The 17,481-nt window shown below is 64.1% G+C and carries 15 protein-coding genes and 1 pseudogene; 9 read left to right on the top strand and 7 right to left on the bottom strand.

Annotation, left to right across the window (positions count from 1 at the left end; genetic code table 11):
- A pseudogene (locus ELY13_RS13195) lies at nt 1-101 on the bottom strand (IS110 family transposase); the annotation flags it as partial.
- 421 nt (nt 102-522) lie between these two features.
- Between ELY13_RS13195 and ELY13_RS13190 the strand changes: the two are divergent.
- The 5 genes from ELY13_RS13190 (at nt 523) to ELY13_RS13170 (ending at nt 4,582) form a co-directional block, all read left to right on the top strand.
- The gene (locus ELY13_RS13190) at nt 523-930 is read left to right on the top strand and encodes a response regulator transcription factor (protein WP_241233708.1); all 408 of its coding nucleotides are present in this window, start codon (nt 523-525) and stop codon (nt 928-930) included.
- Nucleotides 931-1,143: 213 nt separating this feature from the next.
- Entirely contained in the window at nt 1,144-2,208 is a 1,065-nt protein-coding gene (locus ELY13_RS13185; protein ID WP_126174384.1) for a sensor histidine kinase, read from the top strand.
- A gap of 259 nt (nt 2,209-2,467) precedes the next feature.
- A complete protein-coding gene (locus ELY13_RS13180; RefSeq protein ID WP_126174383.1) occupies nt 2,468-3,772 on the top strand; it encodes a L,D-transpeptidase family protein in 1,305 nt (434 codons plus the stop codon).
- A 274-nt stretch (nt 3,773-4,046) separates the two neighbouring features.
- Nucleotides 4,047-4,289, top strand: a complete 243-nt coding sequence (locus tag ELY13_RS13175; RefSeq protein WP_126174382.1) for a hypothetical protein — start codon at nt 4,047-4,049, stop codon at nt 4,287-4,289.
- A 59-nt stretch (nt 4,290-4,348) separates the two neighbouring features.
- A complete protein-coding gene (locus ELY13_RS13170) occupies nt 4,349-4,582 on the top strand; it encodes a hypothetical protein (protein ID WP_126174381.1) in 234 nt (77 codons plus the stop codon).
- A gap of 287 nt (nt 4,583-4,869) precedes the next feature.
- Here ELY13_RS13170 and ELY13_RS15065 read toward each other — a convergent pair whose 3' ends face one another.
- Complete coding sequence (locus ELY13_RS15065; protein WP_164549808.1) at nt 4,870-5,025, bottom strand: hypothetical protein; 156 nt, start codon at nt 5,023-5,025, stop codon at nt 4,870-4,872.
- Between the two features lie 543 nt (nt 5,026-5,568).
- On the opposite strand from ELY13_RS15065, the gene ELY13_RS13165 reads away from it, so the two are divergent.
- The 4 genes from ELY13_RS13165 to ELY13_RS13150 all read left to right on the top strand — a co-directional run bounded on the left by ELY13_RS13165 (nt 5,569) and on the right by ELY13_RS13150 (nt 8,563).
- Nucleotides 5,569-5,787, top strand: coding sequence for a hypothetical protein (locus tag ELY13_RS13165; protein ID WP_126174380.1), 219 nt, complete (start codon nt 5,569-5,571; stop codon nt 5,785-5,787).
- Between the two features lie 521 nt (nt 5,788-6,308).
- Nucleotides 6,309-6,485 carry a DUF3489 domain-containing protein gene (locus tag ELY13_RS13160; RefSeq protein ID WP_241233707.1) on the top strand — a complete coding sequence of 59 codons (177 nt, stop codon included), beginning with the start codon at nt 6,309-6,311 and terminating at the stop codon, nt 6,483-6,485.
- 3 nt (nt 6,486-6,488) lie between these two features.
- Nucleotides 6,489-6,908 (top strand): DUF2924 domain-containing protein, encoded by a 420-nt coding sequence (locus tag ELY13_RS13155; protein ID WP_126174379.1) that lies wholly within the window; start codon nt 6,489-6,491, stop codon nt 6,906-6,908.
- A complete protein-coding gene (locus ELY13_RS13150; protein WP_126174378.1) occupies nt 6,905-8,563 on the top strand; it encodes a recombinase family protein in 1,659 nt (552 codons plus the stop codon). The genes ELY13_RS13155 and ELY13_RS13150 overlap by 4 nt, the downstream gene beginning before the upstream one ends.
- 298 nt (nt 8,564-8,861) lie before the next feature.
- On the opposite strand, the gene ELY13_RS13145 is transcribed toward ELY13_RS13150, so the two are convergent.
- The 5 genes from ELY13_RS13145 to zorA form a co-directional block, all read right to left on the bottom strand.
- Complete coding sequence (locus tag ELY13_RS13145) at nt 8,862-9,578, bottom strand: IS6 family transposase (protein WP_126174377.1); 717 nt, start codon at nt 9,576-9,578, stop codon at nt 8,862-8,864.
- 192 nt (nt 9,579-9,770) lie between these two features.
- A complete protein-coding gene (locus tag ELY13_RS13140; RefSeq protein ID WP_126174376.1) occupies nt 9,771-13,355 on the bottom strand; it encodes a DEAD/DEAH box helicase in 3,585 nt (1,194 codons plus the stop codon).
- Complete coding sequence (locus tag ELY13_RS13135; RefSeq protein WP_206436068.1) at nt 13,355-14,737, bottom strand: EH signature domain-containing protein; 1,383 nt, start codon at nt 14,735-14,737, stop codon at nt 13,355-13,357. The genes ELY13_RS13140 and ELY13_RS13135 overlap by 1 nt, the downstream gene beginning before the upstream one ends.
- Nucleotides 14,734-15,468 (bottom strand): OmpA/MotB family protein, encoded by a 735-nt coding sequence (locus ELY13_RS13130; RefSeq protein WP_126174375.1) that lies wholly within the window; start codon nt 15,466-15,468, stop codon nt 14,734-14,736. Before ELY13_RS13130 ends, ELY13_RS13135 begins: the two co-directional genes overlap by 4 nt.
- On the bottom strand, nt 15,468-17,393 hold the full coding sequence (gene zorA / locus ELY13_RS13125; protein ID WP_126174374.1) for an anti-phage ZorAB system protein ZorA: 1,926 nt from the start codon (nt 17,391-17,393) through the stop codon (nt 15,468-15,470). Before zorA ends, ELY13_RS13130 begins: the two co-directional genes overlap by 1 nt.
- Nucleotides 17,394-17,481 lie beyond the last annotated feature (88 nt).

The following is a 17,481-nucleotide window of genomic DNA, read 5'->3' as shown; positions in this document are numbered from 1 at the left end:
CGCCTGAGCGCCTTCCTGACAACCGGGTTGCCGGCACCGTCAACTGCATGAACCTGAAAAACGCTCTTGGCCAAATCGAGGCCGATCGTGCTAATCTCCATCGCGGGTGGCTCCCTTTGCTCGTGGACGCTTCGATAGCCTCCACACTGTGGCACTCAGATGCCGGGAGCGGGAGCCATCCACCCCATCTGCAATGGGTCGAACCTCGCCGTGGAAGGTTCGCTCAAAAACTTCCCATCGTTTCAGTGTTGTGGCTGAACGCGCGTCGCCGATATTTTCCCGCTACACCCCGCCAGCCACTTGGAGCCTGAGACCGACGCGGACGTTTTGCAGTGAAATCCCAAGCACGCGCGAGCGGGAAGCCGGCGGCCCACTACCGACCGAAGCAACCTGCGCCGCTGAAGATCGTGAGCTCAACTTAATTGCCAACCGCGGAACAACCGCGTTTCTGAGCCATATAGCTTCGCAAGCTAGGCGAAATTCCGCTTCGCTCAAGCAACCCAGCCAGAAACGAGACATCGTATGTCAGCCGACGAAGCGGACGCAATTGCCATGCCGGTGATACTATTGGTGGAGGATCAGGTGCTCATTCGCGAGATGGTTATCGAGGCCCTCGAAGAAGCGGGCTTTGCAACCCTCGTGGCTGGTGATGGGCAAGGGGCCATCAAGCTGCTGGAGGAGAAGGGGAGCGAAATTCGGGGCCTGATGACCGACATCAACCTGGACGACGGTATGGACGGATGGGAGCTGGCTCGCACCATGCGCGAGCATGACAGCGATCTGCCGGTGGTCTATGTCAGCGGCGCAAGTGGTCACGAATGGGCTTCGCAGGGGGTGCCCAGGAGTCTGATGATCACCAAGCCTTTCGCGCCCGCCCAAGTAGTCGTGGCGATCTCCTCGCTTCTGATGGCTTCCGACACGGCGCCGTGACTCTGGAAGAACCGTCGAGCTGTCCGGCGCAACGTGGGCGCTCTGAAATGTCGCTATCCCGGCATAAAAGCACCAGGCGCAAACATTCCTGCCGTGACCTTTGTTACCATTAGCGCGGCCGGCACTTACCGCCTATGTGACGGTTCATCACCGCGTTGTCTTCGGCTTGCGGTGGCTGAGAGTCGCCATGCTCCCGCCAGGAGACATGCGACCATGAAACCACGTAACAACCAGCCTGCGGAACCCCAGACACTTGCTCTGGCAATCATCGATGCAATGATCGACCCCTTCGTGGTGCTGGATGACGAGATGCAGCTGGTGACCGGTAGCCGCTCGTTCTACGATTCCTTTAAGGTCGATGCGGAGAGCGCACGCGGCCAGTCGTTCTACGATCTGTGCGGTGGCGATTGGAGTGTTCCCGCGCTGCGCAAACTCCTCGAAGGCGTAACGCCAGCACACACTCACGTTGAATGGCTCGAATTGAACGTGCGTTTCTCGGAGTTCGGCGACCGCATTCTTCTACTGAATACCCGCGTCGTCCTGCCCGAAGGGCAAGGTGGACCAACGACACTTCTTCTGATCAAGGATGTCACCGCGCGCCGCCAGATCGAGCGGGAAAAGCAGAACCTGCTCGAGCAGACTGAGGAGTTGCTAAGCGAACAGCGCACGCTGCTGAAGGAGATGCGGCACCGGATTGCCAATAGCTTGCAGATAATAGCCAGCATTCTGATGCTTCAGGTCCGCACTGTGACTTCGCAGGAAACCCGCGATCACCTGAAAGACGCCCACCAGAGGGTGATGTCGGTCGCCCAAGTGCAGGCTCACCTGCATTCGGTCGATGGAATCGACGAGATTGATGTCCGCGGTTACCTGACCAAGCTCTGCCGCGGGCTTGGAGCCTCCATGACTGGGCCTGCGAACCCCATTCGCATTGAGACGATCGCGTCGGAGGGGACTCTGCCATCTTCACGCGCCGTCAGCTTGGGACTGATCGTTACCGAACTTGTCATTAACTCGATCAAGTACGCCTTTCCGGTCCGCACGCCGGGAGCGTGCATTGTGGTCAGCTATGAGACGACTGAAGAGGTCTGGCGTTTGACCGTCTCGGACAACGGCATCGGAAACCTCCATTCCGTTTCGGGCGCAGGCCTAGGCGCGGCAATCGTTGCAGCGCTGGCGAAGCAGTTAGGCGGCCAGATCAGCACTGTCTCAAATGGAGGACTGACCGTGAGTCTGGCTGGAGTTCTGAGCGAGGGAAAGCTGCCGCTGGCCGCGTGACCGACCAAGGAAGTGGCGCTCAGCCGATTTCGGAACCGCCGCAGAACTTGGGTGTGTCCGCCGGACACCTACTGCAAGGCCGCTGACAGCCCTGACCACCACCTCCAGTCTGCAATGGATTCTTTCTGCTGCACTGCGGCCCTGGTATGCGTTCAGGTCAATGGCAGTCATTATTCCGCGTTACATTTTCACGTAATTGTAGAGGCAAAGATGCAGGTCCGATTCTGCTGTTGTTAACCGGGTACGGTTACGGAAGGATGTGAAAAATATCTCCAAATCTCGAGTTGTGTTTCTTGCGAGCATTTCGCTGAGCATCGCCTCTCCGGCTTTTGCCCAGGTGGAGCGGCTCGAGCCAGCCGATCTCCCACCGGCCGTCGAGCAGGGCGTGGATATGGTGTACATCGACGAGGAAATTAATGTTGACATCCGTTGGCGCAACACCAAGCTCGATAATATAACCTTCGCCCGGTACGCGGGCGCGCCGCTGGATCTCATCCAAACCATCAATCCGCTCTACACCAATCTGCGCCGCGGCCTGGTCGACTATCAGAAGACCTGGGGCAGCCTTCCCCAGTTCACGATATCCACGGGCCCGGCGCTGGCGTTGGGCGCCGAGAGCGAACGGGTCACGCTGCTCCGCGAGCGGCTCGGGCTGCCGCCCGGCACTCGCTTTGACGAGGCGCTGACCGAGCGCATCATCGCCTATCAGGAGGTCCACAACCTGAAGGCAGACGGCATTGCCGGCGACAAGGTCATCGCTTCGCTCAATCGCGGCGCGCTACACTACGAACAGGTGCTGATGATCAACATGGAGCGGGCGCGGAGATTGCCGGCACCCGGCGAGCTGAAGCGCCACATCATCGTCGATGCCGGCTCGGCGCGGATATACATGTACGAAGACGACGTGCTGGTTGACTCGATCCGTGCGATCGTCGGCGCCAACGAGACCCAGACGCCGATGATGGCGGCGCTGATCCGCTACGCCCAAATCAATCCTTACTGGAACCTTCCGGCGGACTTCAACGTGAGCCTCGTCGCCCCGCGCGTGCTGGAGCACGGCCTCGGCTACCTGAGCGAGCGCAAATACGAGGTGTTCGCCGACGGAGCCCAGGACGCGCCCCTGCTCGATCCCGCGAGTATAGACTGGCAGGCCGTAAAAGAAGGCAAGCTGTCGCTCTTCATCCGGCGCGGTCCGGGCCCGGGAAACTCGATGGGTGACATTAAGTTCATGATGCCCAACGAGCTGGGCATCTATCTCCACGACACTCACGACAAGAGCGTGTTCGGTAAAGAGGATCGCTGGATCAGCAACGGCTGCGTCCGGGTCGAAGATGCCCAGCGGCTTGCTTCCTGGCTGTTCGGCGCGATGCCACAGGCCCGCGCGGCCGGGGTCGAAGAGCGCGTCGACATGAGCGAGCCGGTGGCGGTCTTCGTCACATATCTGACCGCCGCGACCGACGCCGAGGGTGTGGTCTTTCGTGAGGACCGCTACGGCCGCGACCCGTCCGTTCTGGCTCGCTACTTCGGTCACGAACTGCAGCTGGCGCCAGGCGACCGGTATTAACTTTCGAGCACGCGTGCCGCTCTCCATATCTAGGTGCCCGGCGTCGGAATCCGCGACGCGCCACTGTCAAACCCAAGAATCTGGCCGCTCGCCAGAAAGCAGCCTTGACGAGGGCCGGACCGATACCTTGTCAACGCGGAATTTTGGTTCAAAGATGAACAAGTCGGGTCTGTTGCGCCGTCGAAAACGATTTTCACTGTCGGGCCTTACCGTTACGCCGACTTTAGCGACGTAATTGCAGAGGCTCAAAGGGCCCGAAGGGCAGGCACTTCTCATGAATGATTTCAAATCCGATTACGCGGCCCTTGCAGCCGCATCCAGATCTGCAGCCGCTGAAGAAGTCCTCGAGAACGTACGCCAGAAGCATCTGACTTCAGCCGCCACGTGGGACAGCCTCGCAGTATCGGCCGAAGGCATGGAACTTCTTCGCGAGAAGCGCCTAGGGACTCGGGCAGAGCTGGCCGAAGACGAAATGGAACGGGAGCCAGCCCCCTCCTCTGGCGCCGAACCGGCCTGATGGCGATCCGGACCACGCGATCGCAGGCAACATTCAGGCTGCCCTTCAGGTTGGCGGAGATGGATGAGCTTCACCCCGCCGGGACTTACGACGTCGATACCGACGAAGAAGTGATCGAGGGAAACGAACGTACCGTCTATCTCAGAGTGGCTACGCTCCTCCATCTCAGGAACGGCGGCACCACCCAGACGGTCACCGTGGACCCCAAAGATTTAGAGCACGCTCTCGCCCGGGATGGGGATGGCGGCGATGGCAAGTCCACCGACCGAGATCCGGAAGCGCCGGCACCGTAACGGCGCTGCGGCGAAGACGAGAACAACGGCCAGGGAAGGTGCCAGGCCTGCGTAGTCGCTCGTGCAGAAGGCACTTCTGGTCACGATTTTGTGCGGGGGCATGGAAGCGGCAGCGCGAGGACGAATGGGCAGTATTGTCGGCCCCCGTCAGTTCCACGCTTGAGCAACCGCCCCCAGCACATGCGGACCCACGCCGCCATCGTCACTTGGAGACCCATTCCCGCCGGTCGCACAGACTTAGCTCGCGGATAACGAGCGGGGTGACACGATCGTGGATGCCGGCGCGCTCATGCAGCTTTCTCCTGGCGAGGGGCAAGCATGTCGCGGACGACAGAGTCGAACTCGGCGGTGCGCAGGCGACGGTCGATCCCGGCAATGCGCGCCTGCTCGGCCGGGAACAGCGATTCCCACTTTCGGATCTGCAGCACGGTGCCTTCAACCATTCCGACATTGAAGCCGCCCTACCTTCCTTCCATATCTACCGAAGCGTAGCCACAGACACGGCTAGGTCCGAATCTTTGCTACACTGACGTCCTGCCCAAAGCTGCTAGTCCGGCTCCCGGCTAGCTTGCTAATCCGAAGATGCGACGTGAGCGAGCGCCGGCAGGTCTGCTTCTGCCGAAACCCATCGTTCGACGGCGTCGGGAACGTCGGGATAGTTCCAGAGCCGGTGGTTCCAGGCTCGGCACCACGCATGATGCACGAACGGCAGGTTCCGGGCTCGTGCCCCGTCAGGCTGAACGGCCGGGATTGGGTGCGAAGCTGACATGCCGGGCGCCGCCCGGAACGTCCGCTATCCCAATCTGCGCTCCCGAAAGGAGACGTTCCGGATCGTCCGACATAGCCGCCATTCCAGCTTCAGCGAACTAATGTCCGCTTCCAGGCAGTCGAAGCATAGTCTTCGATGGCCGAGATGGAAGCGCACAGCGGACATCCTCAAAAAGCTGGGCATGGACTTCTAGTCGTCAGCAGGCCTGTGTCATCGCATGTCCGCTTCCGCAGACGACGATAACCGGCGGCTGGTCAAGCAGCTGCTGCTGGAAGCAGGTCGCACTATGGAGGACAGCAGTCCCGAATTCGCTCTCACTGCATCCGGAGCCCGGGAGCTGGACAGGCGGATAGTCTCTCTCGAACGCACAGCCGCCGATCTGCTCGCCCTCGCCTCCGCAGCCCGTTCATTGCGCCGCCGCGTTCCCTCCGGCTGAGCCGCTGCCAATTCCAGTCTGGCCACATTCCACTCGACTTGCCGCACACGTCGAGCATTGCTGCTTGCACTGGATCGCAGCCGGCCTGACCGGCTGCCCGCCCCGGCGATGCCATCAGCCGGGGCTGTGGATGGTGGGAGCAGTACTGTGCTGCTCCGGATCAGGAGACCGTCCATGCCAACGACCACCCGCCTCAACGACCTGCAGCTGGTTCTGCTTTCGCATGCAGCGAAAAACGAGAACGGCAGCGTTCTGCCGCTGCCGGATACTGTCCAGGACGAGCAGCGCACGACGAAGGAACTGAGAGCACTGCTCCGCCGCAAGCTGCTCGCCGAAGTGGATGTGACGGATCGTAACCACAGCTGGCGGACTGATAGCGACCGCTTCTTCGAGTTGGTCTTGACCGAAACAGGCCAGGACGCGCTTGGCCTCGGGGCCGATGAGCAGACGAGCGGTGATGCCGAGCCGGTGGAGGCAAGCAGCACTTCCCCGCGCCCCGTCCCGGCACCAGGATCGCCGCGGTGGTCGCGCTCCTGCAACGGTCCGAAGGCGCCACGCTCGACGAAATCGTGGAAGTCACCGACTGGCAGTCACATACGGCTCGGGCTGCACTGACGGGTCTGCGGAAGAAAGGCCACGCGATCGCCAAAACGAAGCGGGAGGAGGCGACCTGCTACAGCATCATGGTCGAGGGCTGAGCCATGGCAAAGCTCGACGAGCAGCTAATTGAGCTGGAGACAATGTCGAAGGTGGATCTGGCAGACCGGTGGGCAAAGCTCACCGGCCTCCCGGTCCCGAAGGTAAGCGAGGGCATGCTGCGGCTGGCCTTGGGTTACGAACTGCAGGCAAAAGCGCTGGGCAGGCTCTCGCGTAAGGCCACGCAGCGCCTCGACCAAGTCGCGGGTGCGAGGACGGAAACCCGGGACATACGCCCGGGAATGCGCCTTGCCCGCGAGTTCGGCGGAACCGTGCACCTCGTCACCATCGGCGACGACGGCGCGATTTGCTGGGACGAGAGGGAATGGCGTTCTTTAAGCGAAGTCGCCCGCGCGATCACCGGCACCCGCTGGTCGGGGCCCGCCTTTTTCGGCTTGCGTGAGAAGAGGAAGGTTGCGGCATGAAAAAGATCCGCTGCGCGATCTACACCCGCAAGTCGAGCGAGGAAGGCCTGGAGCAGGACTTCAACTCGCTCCACGCCCAGCGCGAGGCCTGCGCCGCGTACGTGATGAGCCAGGCGTCAGAAGGCTGGTCGCTCCTTCCCGAAGAGTACGACGACGGCGGCCTCTCGGGCGGGACACTGGAGCGCCCTGCCCTCAAGCGCCTGCTGGCCGATATCGAGGCAGGCAGGATCGATATCGTCGTCGTCTACAAAGTCGACCGGCTCACGCGCTCGCTGCTCGATTTTGCGAAGCTGGTGGAAACGATGGACAAGGCCGGCACGAGTTTCGTGTCGGTCACGCAGTCCTTCAACACCACCAACAGCATGGGCCGGCTTACGCTCAATATGCTGCTGTCCTTCGCCCAGTTCGAGCGCGAGGTTACGGCAGAGCGGATCCGGGACAAGATTGCTGCTTCGAAGGCCAAGGGCATGTGGATGGGCGGCAATCCCCCGCTCGGGTATAGGCCGGAAGGGCGGACCTTGGTGATCGTTCCCGAGCACGCCGAAGTCATCCGTGAGCTATTCCGCCGCTATCTCGCCATCGGCAATGTGCGCCTGCTGACGGAAGAGCTGGACGCGGAAAGGATCAGGGTGCCCGAGCGCACCACCTCGACCGGCAGGCCTATGGGCGGCGGCAAGTTTACCCGCGGGCAGATCTATAAGATCCTCTCCAATCCGATCTATCTCGGCGAGATCCACCACAAGGGAAAGGTGTATGCAGGAAAGCACGAGGCGATCATCGACCGGGAGCTGTGGGATCGTGTGCAGGCGAAGCTGACCGACAACACGCAAGGCAAACAGCGCGCGGCCACCGTGCAATCCCCGAGCCTGCTCGCCGGACTTGTGTTCGACGAAGCTGGCCAGCCGCTGGTCGCAAGCCACGCCTGCAAGGGAAAGGTCCGCTACCGGTACTACGTCAGCCGGGCGCTGCAGCAGGGGAGCCCCGAGGATGGGGTGCGGATCCCTGCACGGGAGATCGAGGATGCTGTTGCGACGCGAGTCGCCGAAGCACTCGACCAGCCGCTTCAGCTGGTCGCCAGCCTCGGTGCCGTTCCCGATGCAGGAAGGCTGAAGACAGCGGTTGTTGCTGCCGAAAGGCTCGCGGGCGACGTGCGCAAGAAGAAGTACCGCGCTCTTCGCTCGCTCCTGAACAGGGTCGAAATTCACCGCCAGGAGATCCGGATCGACATCGCGGCCGATGCGCTGGCCCATGCCCTTGGCCTTCCCGCCCTCGATCACGCGGTGCCGGCAATCATTGTTTCCTCGCTTGTCCGACTCACCCGGACAGGAATGGCGATGCGGCTCATCCAGCCAGATGGAAAGGGAGCAACGTCGAGAGAAGCCGATCGCTCGATGCTGAACCTTCTGGTGAAAGCCCGTCGCTGGTGGGAACGGCTCAGCGAAGGCACCATCGAGGTAAGAGCACTCGCTCGCGAGGAAGGAGTGGACGAGTCCTGGGTCACCCGTGTCGTGCGGCTGAACTTTCTTGCGCCCGAGATCGTGACCGCGATCCTTGAAGGAAATCACCCGGCCAGGCTCAACTCGGCCGCACTCAGCAACTCCGGGGTGCTGCCAGCCCGGTGGGACGAGCAGCTCAAACGCTTCGGTTTCGCCTGAACGATCTCAGGATCAGAGCCAGCTTGCGGGCGGCGCCTCAGGCGCCGCTTTTTTCCGTGGCATGAAAGGGATGCCGGAGTGGCGAAGTGCCCCGCGGAGAAAAATCCGAAAATCGGCTGCATGAGAGCCGGATTGCAGTCTCTCCCACACCGGGATCACCGCCAGATTCCCGCGCAAATGCGCCCTTCAGGAGGACTTTTCCTGTTCAATATCAGTAACTTAAGACTGGATGGCGGTGCTGTCAGTCGGATGCGAACTGCTCTCCGTTGGGCAAACTGCCCCCAACCCGCTGCAAGTCTCACGCCATGAGGTTTTGCCACTCAGCCAGCGCGGCCGAGCGGCGGGTCTTGTAAGTCTGCCTGTCGACGAGGTGGCGTTCGGAGTTGAAGTGGTTGGCGAAAGAGGCGTGGACTGAAGCGAACTTCTGAAGTGACTTCATTCGCCTGAAGCGGAGCATGGCTCTTTCTCGTCGTCGGAACGGCAGGTGCGAGTTTTCAGCCCGGTTGTTCGCCCAGCGGCCGGTCTCCTGCTTGGCCTCGCACCCGAGTTCGACCATGGCTGCCTTGTAGGAGCGCAGCCCGTCGGTCGTGATCGCTTCCACTTTGCCGTGCCGCTTCAGCGTCTTGCGCATGAACCGCAGGGCAGCCGCTTTATCCCTGGTTTTCGTGACGTAGCTTTCAAGGACTTCGCCCTCGTGATCAACGGCGCGCCAGAGGTAGACCATCTCGCTATTCACCTGAACGTACATCTCGTCGAGGTGCCACTTCCAATGACGAAAGCCGCGCATGCGACTTACCCGCTGCCGGCGGATGTCCGCTGCGAACATCGGACCGAAGCGGTTCCACCAGTGCCGCACCGTCTCGTGACAGATATCGATCCCGCGTTCGGAGAGCAGGTCTTCGACGTTCCGCAAGCTAAGCGGGAAGCGGATATACATCATCACCACGAGACGGATTACCTCGGGTGAGGAGTGAAAGTATCGGAACGGATTAGCTGGTTTGCGGGGGCGAGGCATGCCCCGCCCTACCCCGCGCGCCACAATTTGCTAGCAGTGCATTCCGTCTGACAGTGACATCTGGAACCCACGCCCATCAATTTGCTGCCGGAGCGCATGCGGAAGCCGCGCAAAGACCGCTCGCCACGGCGTTCGCCAGCTACCCGTGGAGCTTAGGGCTTGGGAGATGGTGTGCTCCGCAGGCGATCAGTGTCATGCAGCCGGCTCGTGAAAGGCGTTCACCGTGCAGGCGCGGCGCGGGTTCATGATCCCGTCGATCCCGCGCCCGATATCCCAGATCACCGCATCGCCATTGGCCAACCTGGCCCGGATCGACCGGTCGTGAAAATCCCCGCCGCTGCGGCGTGATTTCTGCGACAGCTGCAGCGGCACGCCCGGCAATTCGCGCTGCCAACGCTGTTCCAGGTCGCGGCGCTGGTCGCTGCTGCTTTCAGGCACCCGCGTCTGCACGGAATCGGCGTCATAGGCGACCACCTGCACCAGGCCGACCTTCGCTGCCTTGCCCTGCAGCCGCTTGATGAAGCTCACCAGATGCCGGCGGGAGCTTTCCTCCGCGCAGCAATAGGGGTCGCGCACCTCCAGCTGCACGATCGCGGCGTTGGCGGCATATTGTTCGAAGATGGCGAAATCACGGGTGCCGCCTTCGCGGTATTCCACCCTGCGCACCTCCGCCCGGCGGGTTTCGGCGGCTTCGACCGGGCTGCGCAGGGACAGGCGGGGGCGCTGCGGGCGCGGCGGCGGCGCCGGCTGCGCCTCGGCCGCAGGCTCCGGTTCGGCCGCGAGAGACTCCGCCGATGGCGCAACCGATTCGGCGCCTGCGCCATCCAGCACACCGCCCAGCAGTTCCTCCACGTCTCTGTCGCTCTCAGGCGGCACCAGCAGGCCGCGGCTCAGCGCACGCTTGCGGTCCATCAGGTCGTCCAGCCGCCGGTCGAAACTAAACGGTCCGATGCCGGGATCGGGGTGCACCGCGAGCGGCAGGTGGATGGTCACGGGGCGGGTCTGCCCGATGCGGTAGGCGCGATCGGTCGCCTGGTCCTCCACCGCCGGGTTCCACCACCGCGACAGGTGGATGACGTGATTGGCCGCGGTAATGGTCAGCCCCACGCCGCCCGCCTTGGGCGACAGAATCAGCACGTCGAACCCAGCCGGCGCGCCTTGGAACGCGCCCACCATCTGCTGCCGCCTGCCGCCGGCCACCTCCCCACTGATGCATTGCGGCCGGCGCTGCAGGGCGAAGCGGTCCTGCACCGCGGAGGCGAGGAATTGCTGCATCTCCAGATCCTCGCAGAAGATCAGCGCCTTCTCCTCCGCTGCCCGCACCTCGGCCAGGATTTCGAAGGTTTTGGCCAGCCGGGCTGAGCCGGCGATATAGGCGTCCACATCCTCGACCCCGCGCGGCGGCACCGGGTGGAGCGACGTGCCGCGCAACATGTGCAGCACCTTCAGCATCGCCCCCCTCTCCCCGCTTTCGCGGAGGGTGCGCGCGCGAGCGAGCACCAGATCATAGGCGCGGGCCTGCTCCGCCGGCATCTCCACCGCATATTTGCGCGCGTGCTTGGTGGGCAGGCCGGTCAGGATCTCGTCCTTCATGCGCCGCAGCATGAACTGGGGCAGGTGGCCGTCACGCTCCGCCAGCCGGGCCTGCAATTCGTGCAACCGGTCCTCGCCGGCGGCGGAATAGGTCGCCTCGAAGTCCCGGCTCGATCCGAGAAAGCCGGGATAGACGGTGTCGGCGATGGACCACAGATCCTGCAGCCGGTTCTCCACCGGGGTGCCGGTCATGGCGATCTGCATGGTGGCGTTCAGCGCCTTGGCCGCGCGGGTCATTTGGCTGGCGGGGTTCTTCAGCTTCTGCACCTCGTCATGGACGATGGCGGCAAAAGGCACCCGCGCAAAACTCATGTGATAGTCGCGCATCGTCTCGAACGTGGTCAGCACGATTCCGGCGCCTTCCCAGGCGGACACGTCCAGTCGCGAGGTACCACCGCGGATGTCGCTGCCCGGCACCTGGCGCTGGCGGGCAAGCCCGGCGCCGAACGCCTCCACCACCGGCCCCAGCAGGCCGGGCGCAACATGTTGCGCCATCTCTGCCTGCCAGTTGCGCAGCAGGCCGGTGGGTGCGACGATCAGCACCGGCCGGTCGGGCGCCGCCACTTGCCGCAGCCAGAGGAGGAACATCAGCGCCTGGAATGTCTTGCCCAGTCCCATGTCGTCCGCCAGCAGGACGCCGGGCACCTTGCGCGCCCATGCCTCCGTCAGCCAGTGGAACGCCTGCAGCTGGTGCGGCTTGGGGGTGGATTTCAGACCAGCCGGCAGGTCGGGCGCGACGAATGGCGGCAGGTCCGCCTGTGGCGCGGGCTGGCGGGTATAGCTCAGCTCCTCGAAATTCTCGCCCACCTGCAGGAAGAAAGTACCGGCGGGTTCAGCGACCTGTTCCGGCAGTTCCTCGTCGTGATCGAGGGCGGCGCGCGATTCCTGCACGGCCCTAGCCTCCAGCCCGGCCAGCGCCTTCGCCGCCTCCAGCGTGGGGTAGCTGGCAGGGATCGCCTCGTCCGCCCAAGCGATCGTGTCCTCGCCCTCCTCCATCGCCTGCTCGACCCGGTCGGCGATCACCTGCGCATCTCCGGGCTGCAGCTCGATATGGCGCGCCTCCGCCCCCTCGCCCACGCGCAGGCCGAATCCTTCGGGTAGCCAACTGCCCGCCTTGGGCTTGATCCACGGCAGGACCGGCTTGCGCCATTCTTCGATTCCGCTGACCCGTTCGGAGAATTGCTGCGTCTCGATGAACAGGCGGTCGGCCGCCTCGTCATCGTCGCCCTCGTCTAATCGCAGGGCTTCCCGCAAGGCGCGTTGCGGCGCGCGCAGGAAGGCACGCTTTTCGGCGGAGGTGCCGTCCTGCCGCTCGCGCACCACGTCCAGCGCCTGCCCCAGCCGGGGGTCGAGGAACAGCAGCGTACCGTCCTGCAGCAGATAGCTGCGCCGCCCGCCGCCGGCCTGCTGCTGGCGGAAGCGGCGGCGAAAATGGGCGGCGTCGGTGGGGGTCAACAGCGAAGCCTCCGCCTCGTCCAGCAGGTCGCCATCCGCGCTTTCCGTCACGCTGCGGGCGAACAGCACGGGGTCGAAATCGAACCGCCCGCCAGCGGTCTTCGCATCCAGCGAGAAATTGGCGGCATAGGCGATCCGCACCTTCTCCAGGAAGCCGTCTACGCCAATCCCGTCGGGCACCGTATCGCCCAGTTCTTCGCGCAGGGCGGCAAAGGCGGCGCGGCGTTCGTCGGGCGTATCGGCGCGGCTCACGCCTTGCGCTGCCTGCCAGGCGGAGAACAAGGGTTCGGGAATGCGGCCGACCTTGCCCCCTTCGCGCAGCCGCGCGCCGGTGATATCGGCGCGCACCGGCACCCCGCCCCGGCGGACCCAGCGGGCATCGACGCGAATAGTGCCCTCCGCCAACGAGCCACCGGATTCCAGTTGTAGCGTCAGGGCGGTTGCAGGCGGCAGGCCCAGCGCATGCGCCTCCGCCTCAGTCAGCCGCGCGACGACCGGCGGCGGCAGGGTGATGCCGTCGGTATCCTCCGCCAGTTCATCCGCGCCGGCGGCGGCACGCGCGGCGGCCAGCCCGGTCATTCCAGCCACGGGCGCCTCGCGCAGCCAGTCCACCAGCGGAACGCCGATGCTGCTGGCTCGGCGGAACAAGCCGCCGGGCTTGTCGCGCAGCAGGGTGATGCGTTCGGTGCCGTCAGGAAGCTGGGTGGCGATGAAGCGGGTTTGCGCCATCAATACCCCCAGCCCACCCCGTGGACGGGATGACTTATGCCGGTGCGATTGTGGATCAGCTGCGCGAAGGTCGCCGGCCAGCTTCCGGCATGGCTCTTTCGCTCGAAATCGCGGCGGCCCACCGTGGTCCGTAGATGCCCGCCATCATAGGTGTTGGCATACAGCTTGGCTGCTTTGGGATCGGCGCTGCTCCAGAAGCGGCACGATCCATTATCGCTCCATTCCGAAATGCGCAGGTCGCCGATTTGCATGATGATGGAGGATGACGCTGCGACACCGCCATGAATCACGCCGTAATCGACCCGTTCCCCACTGGCGCGGAAGATATCCTCCACCTCCTGCCGGGCACGCGCGCCCAGCGCCGGCCAAGCGTCGGTGACCAGTTCCGCATCCAGATAGGCGAGCCAGAACTTTTCGCGCTGAGCCCATTGATCGGGCCGGTTGGTGGTCTTGGCAATGGCGCGGAAAAACTCGCGCATGGCGACATCGGTCAGCCAGCGCTTTAGCACCTGCATCACGGCCAGCGCCTGCTCGCGCCCTACGGTTTGGGCCAGCGCGTCCACGATCTGGCCCCAGCGAACCCGGCTCAGCCGCGGATCGCCCACCTGATCCACCAGAAAATCGGAAATTGCCTTGCGATGCGCCTTGTCCGGCTTACCGTTGACCCACGGTTCCAGCAAGGCGCGGGCCAGTTCCGTCAGGTGCCCTGCTTGCGCCTCCCCATCGAACAACTGCAACAGGTTGCGCTGCGGCTTCACCGCCGCCTCGCCGCGCAGCGCCGCGGTGGCGAGGCAGCTTTGCACATAGGCCGCCTGTCCGAAGGCGGTGGCGTTCATGTTGGTCCCAAGCCCGGCCTCCCGCACCAGCGGACCGATCCCGTCTGCCTCCCGCGTGACGAAATCCTGCGCGATCTGTACCGGGCCTAGAGCCGGGCAGAACAATTGCCAGCGTTGCTGCCGTTCACGCCATGGCCAGGCGTGGCGCTGCGACACCAGCTCCGCGGCGGAGGCGAGTTGATCCATTGCGGGGCGGCCCACCGGAAACCAAGACAGGTAACCTTCGATCACTGCCTGGTCAGACGATCGCCGGCTCTCCTCCACCGCCCGATCCAGCGCGTTCAGGCCCAGCCGATCGAACTCCGGGTCGCACCATGCCCCGCGCAGCACGCGGTTGAATGGGCTGCGGCGCAGAGCCGGCACCCCCACACCCTGCGCGCCTGCCAGGAAGGGCTTGAGCTCCACCACATCCTCCGCCGGAACGGCAGACACTTCTGACAGGGAGGCAAAGCCCTTCTCCACCCGCGTCTGCACGCCGGGAGATTGCGGGAAGCCGGCACGTGCCAGCGCCACCATGCGAGCGATGGCGGCGTTCATCCCGCTCATCGGCCGTCCTTGCGCAGAATGTCTGCATCTAAGCCGGCATCGGGCGTCTGCATCAGGAAACGCAAATCGATCCGCCGATTCTTCCGCTTGGCGGCTTCGGTAGCACGTGCATCAACCGGCCGATCGGGGCCATAGCCACTGAGGCTGAGGATCGGCGCAGAGCCGCTCCTTCCTGCCGTGCCGTTGCGAAAACTGGCCAGTCGCGGCTGCAGCCTCTGCAACATGGAAAAGGTTGTTTCCGCCCGGCGCACGGAAAGTTCGTAATTGTTCATGCCACCGGCCATCGCATCGGTGTCGGTATGCCCTTCCACGAACATCGCGTCGATCAGGTGTTCCTTGCGCTGGCCATCGGGGCACAGTGGGGAGGTGGTGTAGCACGGCAGTTCCTCAACCAGCGCGGCCGCCACCTTGCCCACCGCCGTCCGCCCCGGCCCTGACAGCTCCCAGCGCCCTTTATCGAACAGCACATCGTCCGGCAGGCGCAGCACGCCGGTCGTGGTATCGATCTGCACCTGCAGCCCACGATCCTTCAGCGATTGCTGCAGATCCTCCAGCATCTGCGCCCGCGCATTGTCGGCGCCGGTCAGCTTCTCCGTCTCGGTCTGCAGGTTTAGCGCGAAATAGACCAGCAGGATAATGAAGATCAGCAGCAGCCCGACCATCATGTCGGTCATCGACATGAAATAGCTTTCGCCTTCCTCCGGCGGGCGGCGACGGACAACACCTTCCATTATTCGGCCGCCTCACGCCGGCGATCGTCCAGGATGCCGGCGAGCTCGTCGACCGTCTCGCTAAGAGTGGCGAGCGGCTGCAAGGCGCCCGCCAGCTGCGCCACACCCTCGCCCAGCGCCTTGTCGATCTGCCCCACCCGCTCGTTCAGGTTGACCGCATGGTTGCCGGCAGCATCGGTCAGCTTCTCCAGCGCATCGCCCAGCGACCGGTCCACGTCGGCGAACCGGGCGCGGTATTCGGCCCAGGCATTGCCGGCGCTGGCGGCGGTTTCCTGCAGGGCGGCGGCCATCTGGCGCATCTCCTCGCGCGCGGCATCCGCGCTGGTCGCATGCTGGGAGATCGCGCGTTCGACCGCAGACACCGATTGCGACATGGCGAAGGCGAAATCGCGCACCGGATCGGTGGCCAATGCGAAATCATTGGCCGCGCTGCCCAGCGCCCCGGCCAGGTCGCTGGATCGCGCTGCCACCTGCTCGATATTGCGGGAATGATCGCCGATGGCACGCCCGGCCGATCCGATCTGCTCGGCAGAGCTGGCCACCGCCCCGCTTGCATCGCGCATGGCGCCCACCAGCGGCGCGCCAGTCTCGTTGAAGCGTTCGACGAACTGCGCGAAGGATTGCTCCATCGCTTCCTGCCCGATCCGTGCGGCATTGCCGGCTGCTTCGGCGCTCGCCTCCCCCATGCGGCCGGCGGCGGCGGACAGGCCGTCCTTCATGCCGTCCAGCGTGGCGCCCAGACTGCCCAGCAGCTCACCCATTCGCTCGCGCGCTAGTTCGCTTGCCTGTTCGCTGTCGGCGCGCATCCGGTCGGCTACGACTTCGAAATTGCGGTTCAGCTCGCCAAAGGCGCCGCGCATCTCCTCCGAAGCCTGCCCGAAGCGGCGCACCGCCTCCTCGATCTGCCGGTCCGCCTCGCCCGTCTGCCGTTCCATGCTTTCGGACATGGTGGCGAGCGAGACAGTCATGGCGCCGATCGCATCGGCTAGCCCCGACATTTCGGCCCCGGCATGGGCGGTCAGCGCATCGCGCACTGCGTCTCCGCCGCTGCCGTTGATGCTGTCGATGCCCTGCTGGATCGAACCCAGATGCGCGATCATCGGCGCCATCTGCCGCTCCAGTGCGCCATCGAACGCGGCGGCGAGCTGTTCGGAGAAGGCGCGCAGCGCCGGGGTCTGCTCGCGCAATTGCGCCAGCTGATCGCTGGCGATGCGCTGCGGTGGCAGATAGGCCATGCCGTGTTCCAGCCGGTCGCAGAGATCGGCCAGCCCGTCATTGATCCGCTTGGCGAAGCGATAATCAAAGGCGCGCAGCACGATGGAGGCCACGATCCCACCGACCGACGCCCAGAACTTGGCCCCAGCGACTTTCATCAGCTCGTTCAGCCTGCCCTGCATCGCCTCCGCCCCGCCGCTGAAATCCAGCGTGGAGAGCGCAGCGATGATGCCCATGAAGGTTATCAGCAGGCCCAGCGCGATGAAGATGTTGGCGAACCAGCTCAGCCCGCGGTGCCGTTCACCCAGATTGACGAAGAAGAATTCCGGCCGCGCGGTGTTCTGCAACACCTCCGCATTGGGATCGACAATGGTTTCGCGGTACTCTTCCCAGGTGCGGCGCAGGCTGCCCACTTCCGGGTGCGGCTTGTCCTGCATCGCTGCGTCGATGTCGTTAAACCGTTCCGCGAAACGCGCACGCGCTTCGTCCAGATCGGCATCCGGTCCGCCGGTGATCTGGTCCAGCAGCCGCACGCGCGCGTCGATCGCGTCGGCCAGTGGCTGGTGATACTTCTTGCGGTAGCTGAGGGCGATCACGACGGAGGCAGCGACCAGCAGGAAGGCCAGCCAGAACGCCATGTCATCGCCGATGCCGGGCACCTGCGTGAAGAACGCGATCAGCCCCGCGCCCAAAAATTCGGTCAGTCCCACCTACAACCCCCTTTGGCCCGTGCGCGGCGCTTCCGCGCTCGCTATTAGCCATGCCCGGTTATCAATGCTATCGCGCTCAATCGCGGCA

Origin of the sequence: Altericroceibacterium xinjiangense (assembly GCF_003958635.1) — a bacterium.
Lineage (GTDB): Bacteria > Pseudomonadota > Alphaproteobacteria > Sphingomonadales > Sphingomonadaceae > Altericroceibacterium_A > Altericroceibacterium_A xinjiangense.
Note: the sequence above shows the minus strand (reverse complement) of the source record. Positions and strands in the feature narration are given on the sequence as shown.